Below are 18979 nucleotides of genomic sequence, written 5' to 3'. Positions count from 1 at the left end.
AGGATTAGAGATGGCGAACCTGCCCGAAATGACCAAACACAAGGGTTTTCCCTCCGGCATGCCGAGCACGGGCGTCCAGTTCACCATCCGCCGCGCCAACCCCAAAGGGGTAACACCGATAAAGATGATACCCCGGCGGGCGCGCAACGACACCAAGGAGCATCGCATCGATGCTGCCTTCCTGCACTCGCTCTGGCACCATTTTGGTCCTGAGCCCTTCGAGCGCGGCAATCTCGACGCCGCCCGCCTTAACCTGCTTTTCGGCCGTGAGGTGGTGCCGGCGGAGAAGAATTTCGATCCTGTTTCCTACCAGGCGATGCTCGTCATAGACGAACGCGTCGCGCGGCAGAACTTCCCGGAGTCCTTCGAGAATTTCTTCGAGATTTGACGGCTGCTCAAGGTTCGTGCTGAGGGAAGAGGGGCATAACCGCATGATCAAGAAAATCCTTATCGCCAATCGCGGCGAGATCGCATGCCGGGTCATCAAGACGGCGAAGAAGATGGGCATCGCCACCGTTGCGGTTTATTCGGACGCGGATGCCAATGCGCTGCATGTGAGACAAGCGGATGAGGCCGTCCACATTGGCCCGGCACCCTCGTCACAGTCCTATATCGTCATCGAGAAGATTCTCGAGGCGATCAAGAAGACCGGGGCGGATGCTGTCCATCCCGGCTATGGCTTCCTGTCGGAAAACGCCGCCTTCGCGCAGGCGCTGGAAAAGGCGGGTGTCGTTTTTATCGGTCCGCCCGTTGGCGCGATCGAGGCCATGGGTGACAAGATAACGTCGAAGAAACTGGCGGCGAACGCCGGCGTATCCACCGTTCCCGGCCATATGGGGCTGATCGAGGATGCAGATGAGGCGGTGAAGATCGCGTCCCAGATCGGGTATCCCGTCATGATCAAGGCCTCTGCCGGCGGCGGCGGCAAAGGCATGCGTATTGCCTTCAACGATGCCGAAGCGCGCGAGGGTTTTCAGTCCTCCAAAAACGAGGCAAAATCCTCCTTTGGTGACGATCGCATCTTCATCGAGAAATTCGTCACCCAGCCGCGCCATATCGAAATTCAGGTGCTGGGCGACAAGCACGGCAATATCCTTTACCTCGGGGAGCGCGAATGCTCGATCCAGCGGCGTAACCAAAAGGTCATCGAGGAAGCGCCGTCGCCCTTTCTGGACGAGGCGACGCGGAAGGCAATGGGCGAGCAGGCCGTGGCGCTGGCGAGAGCGGTCGGTTACCACTCGGCCGGCACGGTGGAATTCATCGTCGATGGCGACCGCAACTTTTATTTCCTTGAAATGAACACCCGTTTGCAGGTGGAACATCCGGTGACGGAACTGGTCACGGGCATCGATCTGGTCGAGCAGATGATCCGTGTGGCATCAGGTGAAAAGCTCTCCTTCGGGCAGGCGGATGTGAAGCTGAACGGCTGGGCAATCGAAAGCCGGCTTTATGCCGAAGACCCCTATCGCAACTTCCTGCCCTCTATTGGCCGACTGACGCGATATCGCCCGCCGCATGAGGGGGCGCAGGAAAACGGCACCATTCTTCGCAACGATACCGGCGTCTTCGAAGGCGGCGAAATCTCGATGTATTACGATCCGATGATCGCCAAGCTGTGCGCTCTAGGCAAGGATCGGGCGACAGCCATCGATGCCATGGGAGAGGCATTGGATCGTTTTGAGGTTGAAGGCATCGGCCACAATCTGCCTTTTCTATCCGCCGTCATGCAGCATGAGCGTTTTCGCGCAGGCAGGCTGACGACCGGCTTCATAGCAGAAGAGTTTCCGGAAGGCTTTTCCGGCGTCGAGCCGGATGATGCCGCCGCGCGCAAGCTTTCCGCCATTGCCGCCATCGTCAATCAGCGCCTGCAAAACCGCGCGGTTGAAATCTCGGGTACCATCGGCAATCACCGCCGCATTGTCGGTGGTGACTGGGTGGTTTCGTTTGGCGCGTTCCGCCACGGGGTCAGCGTCGAAACCGGTGCGGATGGCGCGGCGGTGCGTTTTGAGGATGGGATGGCGCTGACCATCGATACCGGCTGGCGTCCTGGCCAAAGCCTTGGCCTGTTTACGGTGGCAGGCGAGGTCATCGCTGCCAAGGTCGATCTTGCGGGTGCAGCGGTTCGCCTGCGCTGGCGCGGCATGGATGTTCTCGCCCGCGTGCGCAGCCCGCGCGTGGCGGAACTGGCGCTGCTGATGCCGGAAAAACTGCCGCCGGATACCTCGAAACTGCTGCTCTGCCCCATGCCCGGTGTCATTACCGGTATCTCGGTGGGTGAGGGTGACGAGGTGGAGGCCGGGCAGGCGCTGGCGACGGTGGAGGCCATGAAAATGGAAAACATCCTGCGCGCGGAAAAACGCGGCCGTGTTGCGAGAGTGGCGGCAAAACCAGGCGACAGCCTCGCGGTGGACGAGGTCATTCTCGAGTTCGAGTAACGCTGCTGCCGTTTCTTCGGAACGCAAGCGGGCCGCAGCGGTTTATGGGCACGGGGTAGATCGTTCGATTTTCGTCACGATCTCCCGCCAGAATGCTGAAGCGAAATGCAAAAGGGGAGAGATGCATGTCGGGTGAAAATACGGTGCGGGATTGGCTTCACCTTGCTGAAAAGGAGCTGAAGCGCTCACCGGACACACTCGTCTGGCACACCCCTGAGGGTATCGAGGTCAAACCGCTTTATACAGCAGACGACCTGCAACATGTTTCCCATCTTAACAGCCTGCCGGGATTTGCCCCTTTCACCCGCGGTCCGCGCGCCACCATGTATGCCGGACGGCCCTGGACCATCCGTCAATATGCCGGTTTCTCCACCGCGGAAGCCTCCAATGCCTTTTACCGCAAGGCGCTGGCCGCCGGCCAGCAGGGCGTTTCCGTCGCCTTCGATCTCGCCACCCACCGCGGTTATGACAGCGACCATCCACGCGTGGAGGGCGATGTCGGAAAGGCGGGCGTTGCGATCGATAGCGTCGAGGACATGAAAATCCTGTTCGACGGCATTCCGCTCGAAAAGGTCTCCGTCTCCATGACCATGAACGGGGCCGTCATTCCCGTGCTCGCCAATTTCATCGTTGCGGGGGAGGAGCAGGGCGTTCCGCGTGCAGCGCTTTCCGGCACCATCCAGAACGATATCCTCAAGGAGTTCATGGTCCGCAACACCTATATCTATCCGCCGGAACCCTCGATGCGGATCATCGCGGATATCATCGAATATACGGCTAGGGAGATGCCGAAATTCAACTCCATCTCCATATCAGGCTATCACATGCAGGAGGCCGGCGCGACGCTGGTGCAGGAGCTTGCGTTTACGCTGGCAGACGGTCGCGAATATGTGCGGGCCGCGCTTGCTAAGGGGCTGAATGTCGATGATTTTGCCGGCCGCCTGTCGTTCTTTTTCGCCATCGGCATGAATTTCTTCATGGAGGCGGCCAAGCTGCGCGCCGCGCGCCTGCTTTGGTCACGCATCATGGAGGAGTTCAAGCCGCAGAAGGCCTCGTCGCTGATGCTGCGCACCCATTGCCAGACATCGGGCGTGTCGCTGCAGGAGCAAGACCCCTATAACAACATCGTCCGCACCGCTTTCGAGGCGATGTCCGCCGTGCTCGGCGGCACGCAGTCGCTGCACACCAATTCCTTCGATGAGGCGATTGCTCTGCCGACGGAATTCTCCGCCCGCATTGCCCGCAATACCCAGCTGATCCTCCAGCATGAGACCGGCGTCACAAGGGTCGTGGATCCTTTGGCCGGTTCCTATTATGTCGAAAGCCTGACGAATGAGCTGGCTGAGAAGGCCTGGGCTCTGATCGAGGAGGTCGAGGGGCTTGGTGGCATGACAAAAGCCGTGGCGGAAGGTCTGCCGAAACGACTGATCGAAGAGGCCGCGACCCGTCGGCAGGCGGCGGTGGACAAGGGCGAGGAGGTGATAGTCGGCGTCAACCGTTACCGGCTGGAAACGGAAGAGGATATCGATGTTCTCGATATCGACAATGCCGCCGTGCGCGCTGCGCAAATCCGCCGCATCGAAGACACGCGCCGTCGTCGCGATGGCAAGTACGTAACCGCCGCTTTGCAGGCGCTCTCGGAGGTGGCCCGCAGCGGCAAGGGCAATATTCTCGAAGCCGCCGTTGTCGCAGCCCGTGCACGCGCCACCGTCGGCGAGATTTCCGATGCGTTGCGCGTGGCCTTCGGCGACCACGCCGCCGTGCCTGAGGTGGTGAGCGATATCTACGGCGAGGCCTACAAGGATGAACCGGAGCTGGCCACGCTTGCCGCCCGCCTTTCAGGTGTGGCTGAACGGATCGGCACAAAACCACGCATCATGGTCGCCAAGCTCGGGCAGGACGGGCATGATCGTGGCGCAAAGGTCATCGCTTCTGCCTTCGGCGATATCGGGTTTGATGTGCTGGCTGGACCGCTGTTCCAGACGCCGGAGGAGGCAGCCGCGCTTGCCGTTCATAACAAGGTGCATGTGGTCGGCATGTCGTCGCTTGCCGCTGGTCACAAAACGCTTGCGCCGCAGCTGGTCGAGGCGCTGAAACAGAAGGGGGCGGAAGATATCATCGTCGTTGTCGGCGGCGTCATTCCGCGCCAGGATTATCAGTTCCTGCTCGACCACGGCGTCTCGGCAATCTTCGGCCCCGGCACCAATGTCATGGATGCGGCCAACAAGGTGCTCGATCTGCTCGAGGGCATCAGGCGAAATGCGTGAGGGGTCGGCGAGCATGTTCGGAAGATTGAACCACGTTGCCCTTGCGGTGCCTGATCTCAATGCCGCCGTTTCGCGATACAGGGCGCTCGGCGCACGGGTTTCCGAGCCGCAATCGCTGCCGGAACATGGTGTGACGGTGGTGTTCATTCAGGCTGATAACACCAAGATCGAACTTCTTCACCCGCTCGGGGAAAACTCGCCGATTGCCGCTTTTCTCGAACGCAATCCGGGCGGCGGCACCCATCATCTCTGCTTCGAGGTGCCGGATATTCTGGCGGCGCGCGACGACCTTATCCAAAAAGGCGTCCGTATTCTCGGCGATGGCACGCCAAAGATCGGCGCGCACGGCAATCCTGTTCTTTTCCTGCATCCGAAGGATATGGGCGGGGTGCTTTACGAGCTCGAGCAGGTTTCTCGGACACACGGTTGAAACATAAATCTCCTAGGAGGCTCACCCTGTGAGGCACCACTCACGGGCATGCTTTCACGTGCGCCTCTTTGGTTCGTTTATTTTCTTTTGACATTCGTTTTGTTTTCGTTTTTATGTAGGTGTCTTTCCATATAGGGTGTTTCCCTTGCATTTGTCGCGGAGGCTTCATGTCCGGCGAAAACATATTTGATCTTTTTGTCATCGGCGGCGGCGTTAATGGCTGCGGTATTGCCCGCGATGCGGTGGGCAGAGGGTATTCCGTGGCGCTTGCGGAAAAAGGCGACTTCGCTTCCGGCACGTCTTCTGCCGCCACCAAGCTCATTCACGGTGGGTTGCGTTATCTCGAACATTACGAATTCCGCCTCGTGCGCGAGGCGCTGATGGAGCGGGAAATCCTTTGGGCCATGGCGCCGCATGTCATCTGGCCCATGCGTTTCGTTCTGCCAATGCAGAAAGGCGGCGTGCGTCCCTCATGGATGGTTCGGCTCGGCCTGTTTCTTTACGACAATCTCGGCGGCCGAAAGCTCTTGCCGCCGACGCGCACGCTCGATCTTCGCAAGGATCCGGCTGGCAAGCCGCTGAAGCCTGTTTTCGCCAAGGCTTTCGAATATTCCGACGGCTGGGTGGATGATGCCCGTTTCGTCGTTCTCAATGCACGCGATGCGGCTAATCGCGGCGCAACGATCATGAACCGCACCCGGGTCGTTTCGGCGCGGCGTGAAGGCGGGCTTTGGCTCATCGAGACACTGGACGAAAAAACCGGTCGGGCGGCCACACACAGGGCGCGCATGCTGGTCAATGCCGCCGGTCCCTGGGTGGACAATGTGCTGTCCGGTGTCTTCGGGCGCAACGATGTTCATAATGTCCGGCTCGTGCAGGGAAGCCACATCATCGTGCGCAAAAAATTTGTCGATCCGCGCGCCTATTTCTTCCAAAACCCTGATAATCGCATCATCTTCGCCATTCCCTATGAGCGGGATTTCACGCTGATCGGTACAACGGATCGCGACTACAAGGGTGATCCGGCCAAGGTGCGCATTTCCGAGGAAGAGATTTCCTATCTCTGCAACGCGGCCAGCGACTATTTCAGCGAGCCGGTTCGGCCGGAAGATATCGTCTGGACCTATTCCGGCGTCAGACCGCTCTTTGACGACGGCGCCTCGAAGGCGCAGGAGGCCACCCGCGATTACGTGCTGAAGGTGGAAGAGGCAGAGGGCGAAGCGCCGCTTCTCAACATCTTCGGGGGGAAGCTGACCACCTATCGGCGGCTGGCGGAACATGCGCTGGAAAAGATCGGTGCCGCAATCGGTGAAAAGGGCAAGCCGTGGACGGCGGGCTCCCACCTGCCAGGCGGCGATTTTGGTGTGCATCGATTTGACGCGCAGGTGAAGACGCTGCTCTCGCGTTATTCCTTCCTGGATGAGCACTATGCCGAACGGCTCGTCAAAAACTACGGCACGAAGGCAGCGCACCTGCTCGGATCCGCCACCGATGTTTCCGGCCTTGGCCGGCATTTTGGCGGCACGCTTTACGAGTGCGAAGTGCGCTGGCTGGTGGAGAATGAATGGGCTTTTTCGGCCGAGGATATTCTCTGGCGCCGCACAAAACAGGGCCTGCGTTTGAGCAAGGACGAGGCGGCCGCGCTGGACGAATTCTTGGCCGAGCTGACAGGCGTCAGAGAAAATCCGGAAGCCGTGGCGCAGCGGGCCTGAACACCCGTCGGCTGCCTTCTCAGCCCGCCGAGTTCCGCACCGGTTTCTGAGCGGCTTCGGCGCTCAGAATAAAATCGTCGGCAGCGGAAAGCGCGTGTTCCATGTGGCCCTCGAACACCAGTTCCGGCTCGTTGGGGGCAATGGCCATTTTTGGCATGCCGCCGAAACGGACGGCTTGGGATTGCGCAAGGCCGTCGCGCAGGCCGCTCTCCAGAAGGTCGAAATAGCGTGTGCCGGGTCCGGTGATGAAAACCGGCATATGGCCGTGCAGGCTGAACAGGCGCGAAAGGCCGTTGCCGAGCGCAAGGCCGGCGGTACGGAAGGCGAAGCGAGCCATGCGCGCGCCGGCGCGGGCGGAGGCGGCGATCTTGTCCACCTCGGCGACAGGAACGAATTTTGCCGGCTCTGCCTGCGGCGGTGCTTCGAAGGCCGAGCGCAGGATGGCGTAGAAACCCGAATAGGCTTCGATACAGCCTCTGGTGCCGCAGCGGCATAAAGCGCCGTCGGCGAGATGCAGCATATGGCCGAAATTGGGGGCGCTGACCTCGATTGCGCCGCCGGTGGCGCGGGCAATGCCGAGGCCGATGCTGTGACCGAGTGACAGCGTGACAAGGGATTCTGTTGCACTACCGTCCTTCGCCTGCTCCCGCATCCAGATGGCCTTGGCGGCAAGCAGCGTTTCATTGTTCAGCGTCACGCGCGTGGGCTGATCCGCCGACATCAGCTGCTGGAAATCGATCTTTTCGTCACCGAGAACCGGCGACCAGAGAAGCGTTGCCGTCGCTGCATCCACCAGCCCCTTGCTGCTGATCGAGACCTGCAGGATATCATGTCGGTCTATGCGCGAGCGATCGGCAAGCCTTGCGAGGCCAGCACGGATCGCCCCACCGAACCTGCCTTTCTCAGTCGTCATTCTCTGTTCGGTAAAGCGATCCACCAGCTTCCCGGCATAATCGACCAGCGAATATTGCACGCTGTCGGACGAGATGATGACGATGGCGACATGACAAAAGGCCCCGCGAGGTGCAAAGAGAATGCGCGGCCGCCCGCGCCCTGCGGCCGCGATCTGTTCCTTGCGCAGGATGATTCCGGCCCGCTCCAGTTCCGTGGTGATGGCCGAGACTGTTGCGGAGGCAAGCCCGGTGAATGTCGACATGTCGGTGTGGGACAGACTGCCGTGCAGGCGCAACGCTGCCATTACCGACAGGCTGTTTTTCTGGCGCACCAGTTCCGTACTTGCAATGGCGGACATGGGCTGGGGCATGCTCCCTGAACGGCTTTTTTCCTGTCGTGCTTTTTCGCTCTGATGGCGCATGCCGAAAGCAAGATCAAGGCACCCGCATGCTGTCTCCAGCCGTTGTTGACAGCATCGGGAATCTCTGACATTAATTTTCTCGACTGTCGAGAAAATTGTGAAACCACAGAGACCGGCAGCTTTTTCGGGCGTGTTCCCCCGCATGGAGGTGTGGGGCAGCGCTCTTACCGGGAGGACATCATGAATTCATTTGCCAAGCTCTTGGCGGGTACAGCCGTACTCGTTTCCCTGCACACCGCCGCCATCGCGGCTGACCTCGTCGTTGGCGTTTCCTGGTCGAATTTCCAGGAGGAGCGCTGGAAGACGGATGAGGCGGCTATCAAGGCAGCGCTCGACAAGGCCGGTGCGAAATACATTTCCGCCGACGCGCAGTCCTCTGCCGCAAAGCAGCTCACCGACGTGGAATCGCTGATTTCCCAGGGCGCCAACGCGCTGATCATCCTGGCGCAGGACAGCGACGCAATTGGCCCGGCTGTGGAGAAGGCCGTGGCCGAGGGTATTCCGGTCGTCGGTTATGACCGTCTGATCGAAAACAAGAACGCCTTCTACATTACCTTCGACAACAAGGAAGTCGGTCGTCTTCAGGCTGCCGAAGTCTTCAAGGTCAAGCCGGAAGGCAACTACGTCTTCATCAAGGGCTCGTCTTCCGATCCGAATGCGGATTTCCTGTTCGCCGGTCAGCAGGAAGTGCTGAAGGCGGCCATTGACGGCGGCAAGATCAAGAATGTCGGCGAGGCCTATACCGATGGCTGGAAGCCGGAAAACGCCCAGAAGAACATGGAACAGTTCCTGACCAAAAATAACAACAAGGTCGATGCGGTCGTCGCCTCGAATGACGGCACGGCTGGCGGCGCCATCGCCGCTCTTGCCGCACAGGGAATGGCCGGTTCGGTTCCCGTTTCCGGTCAGGACGCGGATTTCGCCGCGCTCAACCGCGTTGCGCTTGGCACGCAGACGGTATCCGTCTGGAAGGACAGCCGTGAACTGGGCAAGGAAGCGGCGGGCATTGCGCTGGAACTGGCCGGTGGCAAGAAGATGACCGAGATCAAGGGCGTCACCACCTTTGATGGCGGGCCAAAGAAGGTCACCATGCAGTCGGTCTTCCTCAAGCCGATCGCCATTACCAAGGACAATCTCGGCACTGTCATCGACGCCGGCTGGATCAAGAAGGAAACGGCCTGCCAGGGTGTGAAGGCCGGATCCGTCAAGGCCTGCAACTGAGACCGGTAGGTTGATGTTTGGGCGCCGCGTCACGATCAGGTGGCGCGGCGCCTTTCAGATGTAAGGAGGACCGGCAGTCCATGGCCGATATGACACAATCCAATTCCACAGCGTCCCCCAAGGCTGAAAAGGCGGGCTCGATTTCGCGCTTTATCAGCGCGACCGAACTGGACACCCGGCTGCTCGGCATGGTGGGCGCGCTTCTTCTGATCTGGATCGGATTTCATATCCTGTCCGGCGGCCTGTTCCTGACGCCGCGAAACCTCTGGAACCTCTCGGTGCAGACCGCCTCAGTGGCTGTGATGGCGACGGGCATGGTGCTTGTCATCGTCACCCGCAATATCGATCTGTCAGTGGGGTCCATTCTTGGTTTTTCCGGCATGATCATGGGCGTCATGCAGGCGGAAATCCTGCCTCAAATCCTCGGTTTCGAACATTGGGCGACATGGATCGTCACGCTTCTGGTCGGCATCCTCGTCGGTGGCGCTATCGGCATGCTGCAGGGCTCGATCATCGCCTTTCTGAATGTGCCGTCCTTCATCGTCACGCTTGGCGGTCTGCTGGTCTGGCGCGGCGGCACCTGGTTCGTCACCAGCGGCCGCACCGTGGCGCCGATGGATTCCACCTTCCGCCTTATGGGCGGGGGCACCAGCGGCTCGATCGGCGCGACATGGAGCTGGATCGCTGCTGTCATCGCCTGTGTCGCGATCGTTGCTGCCATCCTCAATTCCCGCCATCAGCGCCGCCGTTTCGGTTTCCCGCTGCGGCCGGTCTGGGCGGAATATTTCCTGGCGGCGCTCGGCTGCCTTGTTGTCATCGGTTTCGTTGCCGTCGTCAACAGCTACCCCTGGCCGGTCAATATCGCCCGCAATTATGCCGATGCCAATGGTATCGCATGGCCGGATGGCGGTCTGTTCATTCCGCATGGCATTGCCGTCCCGGTGCTGATGGCGCTTGCCGTCGGTGCCGTCATGACCTTCATCGCGACAAGACTGCGCTTCGGCCGCTATGTCTTCGCCATAGGTGGCAACCCGGAAGCGGCGGAACTCGCCGGCATCAAGACCCGCTGGGTCACGGTGAAGATTTTCACGCTGATGGGCGTTCTCTGCGCCATCGCGGCGGCAATCTCGACGGCCCGCCTCAACGCGGCCACCAACGCGCAGGGTGAACTCGACGAGCTCTACACCATCGCGGCTGCGGTCATAGGCGGCACCTCGCTTGCCGGCGGCGTCGGCACCATAGCGGGTGCGATGCTCGGCGCACTCGTCATGCAATCGCTGCAATCCGGCATGGTGCTGGTGGGCATCGATACGCCCTTCCAGCGCATCGTCGTCGGTGTGGTCCTGGTCGTCGCCGTCTGGCTAGACACCATCTACCGCGCCCGCGCCAAGTAAGAACCGAGGAGAACCCCAATGACGGAACAAGTCACGCCCCTCGTGGAAATGCGCAATATTTCCATTTCCTTCGGCGGTATCCACGCGGTGGAAAACGCCTCAGTCGATCTTTTCCCCGGCGAGGTTGTCGCCCTTCTCGGCCACAACGGCGCAGGCAAATCGACGCTCATCAAGATATTGTCGGGTGCATACCGGCGGGATGGGGGCGAAATCCTCATCAATGGCGAGGACGCGGATATCCGCAATCCGCGCGACGCGAAGAAGTACGGCATCGAAACGATTTACCAGACGCTGGCGGTGGCGGATAATGTCGATGCGGCGGCCAATCTTTATCTCGGACGCGAGCTGAAGACGAAATGGGGTACGCTCGATGATGTCGCCATGGAAGCCTCGGCCCGTGAGGTGATGGGGCGTCTCAATCCCAATTTCCGGCGGTTCAAGGAACCGGTGAAGGCGCTCTCGGGCGGTCAGCGCCAGTCAGTCGCCATTGCACGCGCCATTCTGTTCGACGCCCGCATCCTCATCATGGATGAGCCGACTGCCGCCCTCGGGCCGCAGGAAACGGCGCAGGTGGGCGACCTCGTCAAGGAACTGAAACGACAGGGCATCGGAATCTTCCTCATCAGCCATGATATCCACGATGTCTTCGATCTGGCTGACCGGGTTTTTGTCATGAAAAACGGCAAGGTTGTGGGTCACGCGCGGACCGAAGATGTCACCAAGGACGAAGTGCTCGGCATGATCATTCTCGGCAAGGTGCCACCGGGTGCTGTGGCGGGTCCGGGCGCGGTGCCGTTCTGACGACGGCGCGGTAGGGCCTTTAGATACGGTTGTTGGTCCGATAAGATGCTCGTTCAGACATCTGGAAATATCAAAGGCCCGGCGTGAGACCGGGCCATTGTTGTCATGCCTTGCCAAACGCGGCTGATGTCGCAACCGCGCCAGCCTGAAAGGGTGCAAGCCGTGCACCCATCGCTGAGTGTCACGTCAATGAAGATCGGTCTGCGAGAAAGCGGCTGCGTTCAGCTCTGCGCTGACCAGCGGCAGCTCCTGCTGACTGATGTCCTGAGCAAGCGATAGCAGTGCCATTTCCAGAAAATAAGTCGACATGCCCAGTTCCAGGGCTTTTGAGCGCTGGCAGAGATAGGATACCATACGCCCGAGCGCCAGTATCTCGTCTCCATTGTCCTGTTCAAGTATTGCTGTGGTAGACGCCACCATGATTTCCTCTCGACAGTCGACGATGTGAAACGCGCTGATCCCGCGTTGTTCATCATCTTCCATGCCGAGCGTCACGCGAGCGTCACACCCGAGTCAATCGTCGGTCTTATCCATGGATGCGGCGTTATTTTCTGTCGTTTCGGAAACCGCAAGCGATGTCACAAGCGCAACAATGCTTCTGCGAACGGTCGCGCTCTTGATGCGGGAGAAGGCCTGATTGAGCGCAAACCCTTCGTTCGATGCCACGAACGACTGCATGGCGTTGATCGTGCCGAGTGCGGCACTGTTGGAGCCGACGTCCGGCGTGGCGTTGGCAAACAGCGAGCTGACGTCCACGCCAAGGATCGACGCAATGGCCTGCAGCCGGGAAGCGCCGACGCGATTGGCGCCCTTCTCGTATTTCTGCACCTGCTGGAAGGTAATGCCCAATCGCCCCGCCAGAGCGCTCTGGCTCATACCGAGCGACTTGCGGCGCATTCTGATTTGTGCGCCAACGTGCACATCGATCGGGCTGGGTAGTTTGGCCTGCATTTCCACTTTCCTCCAGTTGTGAGGCTTTTAATCCGAGAATTGTCTATTAATATTGTTGAAGGTATACATTCAACACAATTTCCACGGGTATTGCGAAGCTTTATTGACGGAATAAGACGTTTTTCTGTTCATACTTTTATATTCGGACTCCTTTTTACAATTTTTGTCGCGCAACGCAACGCACCGTTGCGGCTCGAAAGATGGCTCCATCCACTGACAGGGACAGGCTTGAAGCCCAGTTCTTCCCAAATATTGCAGTTCTTTACGTCGAATTCTGCGAGCGGCTCTGCGTCGCCGAAACAGGGCACCCAGACAAATGGCCGTTCCTGTCCGGGACGCGTGACGTTTTCAAGAATGACGTTGTTATAGAGCCTCGGCATGCATTTGTTGCTGTCGATCGCCGGTGACACGGCAATGGGGTTTCGGGCGATCTCAAATCCTTGCCGGTCAAGCGAGAGGACAGAGGCATCCAGCTTTCGTTTCAGATCATTTGCGACGCGGTCACATCCGCCATGCGCAATCGGATCGGCGACGAGCAGTAGAGGTCGACCAGTTCTGGTCATACCCGTTACGGAGACGAACTGATCGACGTGGAAGCCGCATTGGTGAATGTTTTTTTGGGCAGCATCCGCTCCACCACTTTCGGTCACGCTGGCTCGGCGTAAAGTATGGCCGTTGCCGAGATCGTCTGGTCTGTATCCGAAACTGAAGAGGTCTTTCGTATCGAAAGCTCGGATCTCTTGCCATCGTTGCGGATGAGTGCCGACACTTCGGTCCCCCTGCAGGCTGGATTGACCCACCAGCCGGAAATTTGGCCCGACGAGATGGTTGCCGCCATGGAGTAAGACATCAGGGGGCGTGACCGTCGCTCCGATGAAAGCAGCCAGACTGGTGCCAACGGCATTCGCCGTGACGGTAACGAAAGACGCCCCGGCGTCCCCTTCGCCAACGCGCACATGGAGCATATCCTGAACCCATGGATGCGGGACGTCATCCTGACCGGCGAGAGGGATCAACGCGGCAGAACATTTGAGTTGCCGTCCGCTCAGCCAGCTTTGTGCCGGCGTAAGGCTTGCGCGACCAACAACAATAGCAGCGTTGACATCTGCGGGCAGGGCAGAGAGTAGATTGCCGATAGGAATGAGCGGAGAAACGTCGTCCCAGGCCGCCTTCTCAGCAAAAAACGATCCAGGCAGGGCAAAGGCTATCGTATCGATAAGCCCACCGCAATCCGTGAGGAGTTGCGGGTGCGGGACCGCGCTCACGTTTTCTTTTCCGCTGCGGTCTGCCGCGCAATCAACTGCTGAAAGAACATGGTGTCTTGGAATTTCCAAGATGGCGGCGGTGATGTTTTCACGTTATCGCCGGTGACTGCTGCCAATAGGCACGCCGCATCGTCCCGCTTGATCGAGACGGCATTGGCCGCGAGCATATCCGCCATTGGGGAGCCGAAGCCTGCCTCGATTGCAATGGAGCGCCAGGTTCTGCGGCTGAAATGCAGATTAGCGGCAGCGCGCATGAGTTGGTTATAATCCTCACGCGTGATCGTGTTGCGGCAAGCTTTAAGGGTTGCCTCGGCATCGACCAGGGCGATGGTCAGCGGACGGTAGTCGAGTTCAACGGGTGCATGGCTCACAGCCACATCCGCGTCGGAGAAGCGCTGTCCGTCCCGATAGGCCTCGAAAATCTCGCCAATACCGATCATGCCAAAGGAAGCGCATTCCGCGGCCCTGAGCGCCCCCATGCTGGCGGCGCCATAGAGGGTGACGCCATTCGATAGCGCGTAAAGAATTTCCTTATGCCAAACGGCGGCACAATCGCCGTAAAGACCATCGATCAAGCCGATGACCTTGGCGCCTTTGCGCGTGGCGTCGAAAATATTGCCGCAGACCGCCGGTCCGCGAAGGTCGAGGTCGGGGATGGATTCTCTGGCCATGCCGTAGATGGACGGTCCTGCAAAAACCACCGGCTTCATTAAAACCCTCCCAACGTCAGCAGATGATCCAGGCCGCGCTGCGATATGTTTTGAAGTCCGCTGCCGGCAGGGGCAAGGCCGCTCGCAAGAACCCGCACGACGTAAAGGCCGGAAACCATCGTTTGCAGGGGGAAGACAAAGATATCATCGATACCGCGCGCGAAAAGGTGGCTTGCGAGTTGCCGCCATGCCGGCGCGGACCCGGTGCCTTTGGCGAAATACAGATCGGACGGCACATTTTTCACCGGCCGCATGCTGTGACTCAAGGGTTCCGCAACTGCTCTGTCTCTTTGATAGCGCAGAGGAGCGAGATCGTCTCTCGCGCCACTGATATCTGTCAGGCGGGACTGGATGGCTTCCAGCAGGGCTGCGAGTGCCGCGCCGTGGAAATCAGGGCGGCAGGCGGCACCCGCGGCATGTCTGCTGGTCGGCCCATCCTGCGCCTGAAGAGGGCGGGGCAGGGTTGCCATGACCACGGGCACGTCAAGTCCATTCGTAAGGTCGAAGAAAGACGGTATCATGCCGATATTCATCAGGCGCTGTACGAGGTTGTCGAGGGATCGGTCGGTCCCCGCCGCGATGAAAGCGGGCTGCGGGGCTATCGCGCGGGTTTCGAACGTGTCGAGGAGGACACTGGCGTCATTTTCGATGAGTTCAAGCAGGGCGTGGAGGACGGCATGGTCGTAATCGAAACCCGCTGCTAGCCCCTGGGAGCTCATGCGAAAGGCCTGCCGGTCCCATGGGAAATCCACGCGGAAATCCATGCCGACAAGTTCGTAAGGTGCAAAAACGTCCCCTTCCTGGCGGATTGACAAACCCTTAACCCAGCCACGTTCTTTTCGCGGATCGAGAACATCCATGTCGACCCTGCCGACAGTTTCGAGGGGGATAATGGGAACGCCTTTATCCCGCATGTCCAGCAGCGACCCGAAAGCCGCGACGTGTTGGCGGGTTTTTTCGGCAACGGCGCCCTCGATCGCTTCCATGACGGCCGAAACCCGAGCCTGTTCTACAACAAGCCCCTTGCCCTGCGAGACAGACAGTCCGCGGGAATTGGGACGGACCGCAAACCAGACGGGAACGCCTATAACATCAAGGCCGGTTACGTCGCCGACGCGGGAAATCCCGAACCGCCGAAGCAGCCCGGGATCGGAGAACCAGGCGTCGGCTTGCCTTGACGCTGTTGCCTCGGAATTGGACGCGCCGTCGTCTGTCAAGGCAGTGGAACCGTGATCAGCGGGACACGCCGGTGTCGTCGGAGAGGATCGCATCGTACAGCTCGCCGGTGACGGAGCCGGCAGGACCGACAGCCTTCAGGGCTGCTTCGATGGGGGCCTGGACCATGCGGTTGAAGTCCCAGCCGGCATCATTCACCTCGCCGATAAAGGCGAAATCGGCCTCGGAGACCACGGCGCCGCCGGCGACCAGGGCTTCGATGCCCTGGATCTGGGCCTGATCCAACTCCGCATCCGGCTCACCGTTCTGGCGGACAAGCATGGACTTTGCGGCGGCAGCGACGCGGGCATAGCCGTCCACGCCGGGATGAGCGGCTTCATAAGCGGCAATTGTCTCGTGCGAGACGGATGCGACCCGCAGCGGTGCGGTGCGGATGAAAAGAACACCGAAATCCTTTTTTCCAACAATGAAGAAATGCGAGGACATAATATCTCCTATTTAATTCCAGCTAATCGAAGCGCTTGATAAAATCTCTCATTCGCTACCGGGTCGCGGTCGGGAGACAGGCTGCTGATCTCCCTTGCCGTCATGCCCGGATAGTTTTCCTGAAGCCTGCTCCCACTTTCCCTGGCTGCAACGAGATCGCCGTGCAGCGCATGGCTGGCGGTGAGGACACGCAGGGCCGGCTCGTCATTTTCCATTCGCCCGCACAATTCGACTGCCGTACCGTAGTCCTCGCGCTTGAATGCGATGCTGGCGCCGGCCCACCAGTAGATGTCAGGCGCCAAAGGATTGAGATCGATCGCCTGCTGAAACTTTTCCCAGGCGATTTCCGCATCTCCGAAATGGGCGAGCGCATCCGCATGCTGAAGCAGAAGATCGGCTGAGTTGGGCGCCAGCGCCTCAGCCTCGAAGAATTTTTCGGCAGATGTGTCGAAATCCCGCTGGTAGAGTGCAACCACGGCGCACATCCAGTGGCCGACGCCAAGCGCCGGATCGATATCGATTGAAGAATCGGCTTCTGCCTTGGCGCGGTGCAGCAGGTGCGGGTCGTTGCCGCCGAGCATCAGCCATTCCAGTTGCAGGCTCTGCGCCACGCGTGCGCGTGCGACCGCCAGGCTATGGTCGAGATCGACGGCCTTGCGGAACATGGAACGGGCTCTTCGCAGCAGCGGCAGATCACATTTGCCCCGCAGAAGCTGTTGACCCTCGAGCAATTGCCGGTAGGCCTCGCCGTTATGGTTGCGGTCGGGTTCCACCTGAAGCCGCTCGATTTCGCGCGCAAGTGCTGCCGCGACCTGTTTCGAGAGCAGGCGAAAGGCAGCATGGATTTGCCGCGGGGTCAAAACAGCTTCCAGCGACCAGACGATTTCGCCGCTTGCCTCTTCAATCAGCGCGACGGACATGCGGCTGTCGTCAAACACTGTCGACATGACCCGGTAATCCGCACGCAGCATGGCATAGCTGTCGTCAGCCCGCTGATGCGCCAGCGCGAAAGTGCTGTGCGGTGAAAGCACGGTAAAGGTCCGGTACCGGACAAGGCTGTTAGCGACATCCTCGACAAAGGCCTGCATGACGGGAGAAACCGGCTGACCGTCGACCTTTGCCGGCAGGGCGAAAGCGACCCGCGGTTTGGTGGCGGATTTTGCAAGCTTCCCGATTTCCGCGTCCGCAGGCGCCGTTATCGTGGCGGTGAGGCTTTGTATCCTGCGCCTCAGCGCGACGGTTTCAGCCTCGGGCGCGCGACCCTCCTGACGCAATTGATCGAGCAGCAACTCGTGAATATTGTCGCAGGCGCTGATGTTTCCGATGCGCGCATAGGCCGCCATGGCAGCACGGTAGGTTTCTTCGCGCTCGGGTTCTATCCTGCGAGCGCATTCGGCAAGCCTTGCGATATCGTTTGAACTCGCACGGCCAAACCGCGTCAACTCTTCCAGAAGCTGGGTGTAACTGGAAAAGAACAGATCCCTCAGGCGACGGCGCTCCGAAAGCAGCCAGAGGTAGAGATGATCCTGCCCGGCCTCCAGCCCCTCCAGCAATTCGCCGCCAAATTCAAGCAGCGCATTGAGGCGCTGCATCGGGTCGTCTGCCCTTGCGCCGGCAAGGAAAATGGCAAGGTCGGTACGCTGCGAAAGCTTGCCCGCCTTTAGATCGTTTCCTTCGATGAGAAGGATGGCTTCATCGTCATCGGCAAGCTTCTGCAGGCGCAGGATCAGTTGCCGCAGATTACCAAGCGCTCTTTTCTGCTCGACGTTTTCCCACAGTAGTGATGCGGCGTGCTGGCGCGAAAGGGATTGATTCGGCGCCAGGATGAGGGCGGCGGTGAGGGCGAAGCCCTTGGACGGAAAAAACGCTTCCCGCACCGCATCACAGCGCGGTGTGCCAAAAAGCCGGATCGGTATCAAATCAGCGTTTCCAGCCATTTTTTCCCCTTGTCCCCCTATCATCTAACAACGTGGCCGCGAAATTGAAAGCCACCACAGCCTTCATTTGACGCTGGTGTGACGCGGCATGCCTATTGTCGTGGTCAGAAGCATCAAGAGTGGTGCAACACGGCAGGCATGGGGCACGCGGGTGTGGGCAGGCGGGCATCGGGAATTGCGAAAGTGATAGCGTTTAACGGAAGCTACATGGCGTTTGAGCCACGCATCGAACCCTACCAGCGAGCCGACGACGTCGGATACGCGGTCAGTGAATTCATGTGGTTCAAAGGCCGCCCATTTTATCCAGTGTCGGCCCTGGTGCAGGCGAGAGTAGCGCATGCGCGGTTATCGGCAGAAAGAGGGGATGAGGATGACGAGGACAATCTCGATATTCTCTTTCGTATGCCGATGGTCGCAGGCGGGCATTTTTTCGAGATCGTGCTGCGCTCGAATGAAGGCACGTCCTATGGCGGCTGGGCGTGGGGCGAAGAGCTCGAAATCATGAACGAAGTCGTTAATGACTACCGTGTGCTGGCGGGAAAGTTCGACGGCAGGCTCATCCGGTTCGAGTTTTCCAAGCGGTTCCAGCGATACACAACGGTGGAACCGTTGCCGGTGGAAAAATCTGTCTTTCTGCTCCAGCGAGAAGCAAAACCTTATACGGGCAGGCGTAGCTTGCCAGTGGGACTGGCTCCTTAAGGCGATCATTGTCGCAAGGGCGCCGCAGTAACGGGGGTTAAAGCGTTGGATCGCGCGGCGGGGGCCGGATCTGACGCCGCAAGCAGGCAAGGCGCGTCCTTGCCTGCTGCGACCATATTTCTTTATTTATTGTGTGGACCATTACGATGCCGAATTCAGGTAATCTGCGTAACAGGGGGA

The 18979-nt window shown here is 59.6% G+C and carries 17 protein-coding genes; 9 read left to right on the top strand and 8 right to left on the bottom strand.

Annotated features, from left to right (window positions below):
- Window positions 1-10: 10 nt before the first annotated feature.
- From ACUTJJ_RS14395 to ACUTJJ_RS14375, 5 genes are all read left to right on the top strand, one after another.
- Entirely contained in the window at window positions 11-388 is a 378-nt protein-coding gene (locus tag ACUTJJ_RS14395; RefSeq protein WP_063946859.1) for a hypothetical protein, read from the top strand.
- A gap of 43 nt (window positions 389-431) precedes the next feature.
- Window positions 432-2435, top strand: a complete 2004-nt coding sequence (locus ACUTJJ_RS14390) for an acetyl-CoA carboxylase biotin carboxylase subunit (RefSeq protein WP_445542590.1) — start codon at window positions 432-434, stop codon at window positions 2433-2435.
- 125 nt (window positions 2436-2560) lie between these two features.
- Entirely contained in the window at window positions 2561-4702 is a 2142-nt protein-coding gene (scpA, locus tag ACUTJJ_RS14385) for a methylmalonyl-CoA mutase (protein ID WP_445542589.1), read from the top strand.
- Window positions 4703-4715: 13 nt separating this feature from the next.
- Window positions 4716-5132: a methylmalonyl-CoA epimerase gene (gene mce, locus ACUTJJ_RS14380; RefSeq protein ID WP_063946862.1), complete on the top strand. Its 417-nt coding sequence runs from the start codon at window positions 4716-4718 to the stop codon at window positions 5130-5132.
- A 167-nt stretch (window positions 5133-5299) separates the two neighbouring features.
- Window positions 5300-6844, top strand: a complete 1545-nt coding sequence (locus ACUTJJ_RS14375; RefSeq protein ID WP_404494675.1) for a glycerol-3-phosphate dehydrogenase — start codon at window positions 5300-5302, stop codon at window positions 6842-6844.
- Between the two features lie 19 nt (window positions 6845-6863).
- On the opposite strand, the gene ACUTJJ_RS14370 is transcribed toward ACUTJJ_RS14375, so the two are convergent.
- A complete protein-coding gene (locus ACUTJJ_RS14370; protein WP_404494674.1) occupies window positions 6864-8096 on the bottom strand; it encodes an ROK family transcriptional regulator in 1233 nt (410 codons plus the stop codon).
- A gap of 243 nt (window positions 8097-8339) precedes the next feature.
- Between ACUTJJ_RS14370 and xylF the strand changes: the two genes are divergently transcribed.
- The 3 genes from xylF to ACUTJJ_RS14355 all read left to right on the top strand — a co-directional run bounded on the left by xylF (window position 8340) and on the right by ACUTJJ_RS14355 (window position 11575).
- Window positions 8340-9380 carry a D-xylose ABC transporter substrate-binding protein gene (xylF, locus tag ACUTJJ_RS14365; protein WP_063946865.1) on the top strand — a complete coding sequence of 347 codons (1041 nt, stop codon included), beginning with the start codon at window positions 8340-8342 and terminating at the stop codon, window positions 9378-9380.
- Window positions 9381-9469: 89 nt separating this feature from the next.
- Window positions 9470-10774 carry a sugar ABC transporter permease gene (locus ACUTJJ_RS14360; RefSeq protein WP_404495036.1) on the top strand — a complete coding sequence of 435 codons (1305 nt, stop codon included), beginning with the start codon at window positions 9470-9472 and terminating at the stop codon, window positions 10772-10774.
- Window positions 10775-10792: 18 nt separating this feature from the next.
- On the top strand, window positions 10793-11575 hold the full coding sequence (locus ACUTJJ_RS14355; RefSeq protein ID WP_144576531.1) for an ATP-binding cassette domain-containing protein: 783 nt from the start codon (window positions 10793-10795) through the stop codon (window positions 11573-11575).
- A gap of 186 nt (window positions 11576-11761) precedes the next feature.
- On the opposite strand, the gene ACUTJJ_RS14350 is transcribed toward ACUTJJ_RS14355, so the two are convergent.
- The 7 genes from ACUTJJ_RS14350 to ACUTJJ_RS14320 all read right to left on the bottom strand — a co-directional run bounded on the left by ACUTJJ_RS14350 (window position 11762) and on the right by ACUTJJ_RS14320 (window position 18100).
- Complete coding sequence (locus ACUTJJ_RS14350; RefSeq protein WP_063947040.1) at window positions 11762-11995, bottom strand: hypothetical protein; 234 nt, start codon at window positions 11993-11995, stop codon at window positions 11762-11764.
- Between the two features lie 93 nt (window positions 11996-12088).
- Window positions 12089-12526 carry a helix-turn-helix domain-containing protein gene (locus ACUTJJ_RS14345; RefSeq protein WP_144576530.1) on the bottom strand — a complete coding sequence of 146 codons (438 nt, stop codon included), beginning with the start codon at window positions 12524-12526 and terminating at the stop codon, window positions 12089-12091.
- A gap of 128 nt (window positions 12527-12654) precedes the next feature.
- Window positions 12655-13860, bottom strand: a complete 1206-nt coding sequence (locus ACUTJJ_RS14340; protein ID WP_445542588.1) for a hypothetical protein — start codon at window positions 13858-13860, stop codon at window positions 12655-12657.
- The gene (locus ACUTJJ_RS14335; protein WP_445542587.1) at window positions 13788-14501 is read right to left on the bottom strand and encodes a TfuA-like protein; all 714 of its coding nucleotides are present in this window, start codon (window positions 14499-14501) and stop codon (window positions 13788-13790) included. Before ACUTJJ_RS14335 ends, ACUTJJ_RS14340 begins: the two co-directional genes overlap by 73 nt.
- A complete protein-coding gene (locus ACUTJJ_RS14330) occupies window positions 14501-15718 on the bottom strand; it encodes a YcaO-like family protein (protein ID WP_445542586.1) in 1218 nt (405 codons plus the stop codon). Before ACUTJJ_RS14330 ends, ACUTJJ_RS14335 begins: the two co-directional genes overlap by 1 nt.
- Before the next feature lie 16 nt (window positions 15719-15734).
- A complete protein-coding gene (locus ACUTJJ_RS14325) occupies window positions 15735-16163 on the bottom strand; it encodes a hypothetical protein (protein ID WP_063946870.1) in 429 nt (142 codons plus the stop codon).
- Between the two features lie 8 nt (window positions 16164-16171).
- Window positions 16172-18100 (bottom strand): BTAD domain-containing putative transcriptional regulator, encoded by a 1929-nt coding sequence (locus tag ACUTJJ_RS14320; RefSeq protein WP_404494670.1) that lies wholly within the window; start codon window positions 18098-18100, stop codon window positions 16172-16174.
- Between the two features lie 207 nt (window positions 18101-18307).
- Here ACUTJJ_RS14320 and ACUTJJ_RS14315 point away from each other — a divergent pair, with 207 nt between their 5' ends.
- Window positions 18308-18799 carry a hypothetical protein gene (locus ACUTJJ_RS14315; RefSeq protein ID WP_445542585.1) on the top strand — a complete coding sequence of 164 codons (492 nt, stop codon included), beginning with the start codon at window positions 18308-18310 and terminating at the stop codon, window positions 18797-18799.
- The last annotated feature ends 180 nt before the right edge of the window (window positions 18800-18979 follow it).

It is taken from the genome of Agrobacterium sp. DKPNP3, from assembly GCF_052686535.1.
The sequence above is the reverse complement of the archived record's forward strand: the minus strand, read 5'-3'. Positions and strand labels throughout refer to the sequence as shown.

Coding starts and splice junctions, on each gene's coding strand:
- ACUTJJ_RS14395 (WP_063946859.1), top strand. CDS start 11: ATGGCGAACCTGCCCGAAATGACCAAACACAAGGGTTTTCCCTCCGGC.
- ACUTJJ_RS14390 (WP_445542590.1), top strand. CDS start 432: ATGATCAAGAAAATCCTTATCGCCAATCGCGGCGAGATCGCATGCCGG.
- scpA (WP_445542589.1), top strand. CDS start 2,561: ATGTCGGGTGAAAATACGGTGCGGGATTGGCTTCACCTTGCTGAAAAG.
- mce (WP_063946862.1), top strand. CDS start 4,716: ATGTTCGGAAGATTGAACCACGTTGCCCTTGCGGTGCCTGATCTCAAT.
- ACUTJJ_RS14375 (WP_404494675.1), top strand. CDS start 5,300: ATGTCCGGCGAAAACATATTTGATCTTTTTGTCATCGGCGGCGGCGTT.
- ACUTJJ_RS14370 (WP_404494674.1), bottom strand. CDS start 8,096: ATGTCCGCCATTGCAAGTACGGAACTGGTGCGCCAGAAAAACAGCCTG.
- xylF (WP_063946865.1), top strand. CDS start 8,340: ATGAATTCATTTGCCAAGCTCTTGGCGGGTACAGCCGTACTCGTTTCC.
- ACUTJJ_RS14360 (WP_404495036.1), top strand. CDS start 9,470: ATGACACAATCCAATTCCACAGCGTCCCCCAAGGCTGAAAAGGCGGGC.
- ACUTJJ_RS14355 (WP_144576531.1), top strand. CDS start 10,793: ATGACGGAACAAGTCACGCCCCTCGTGGAAATGCGCAATATTTCCATT.
- ACUTJJ_RS14350 (WP_063947040.1), bottom strand. CDS start 11,995: ATGGTGGCGTCTACCACAGCAATACTTGAACAGGACAATGGAGACGAG.
- ACUTJJ_RS14345 (WP_144576530.1), bottom strand. CDS start 12,526: ATGCAGGCCAAACTACCCAGCCCGATCGATGTGCACGTTGGCGCACAA.
- ACUTJJ_RS14335 (WP_445542587.1), bottom strand. CDS start 14,501: ATGAAGCCGGTGGTTTTTGCAGGACCGTCCATCTACGGCATGGCCAGA.
- ACUTJJ_RS14325 (WP_063946870.1), bottom strand. CDS start 16,163: ATGTCCTCGCATTTCTTCATTGTTGGAAAAAAGGATTTCGGTGTTCTT.
- ACUTJJ_RS14320 (WP_404494670.1), bottom strand. CDS start 18,100: ATGGCTGGAAACGCTGATTTGATACCGATCCGGCTTTTTGGCACACCG.
- ACUTJJ_RS14315 (WP_445542585.1), top strand. CDS start 18,308: ATGGCGTTTGAGCCACGCATCGAACCCTACCAGCGAGCCGACGACGTC.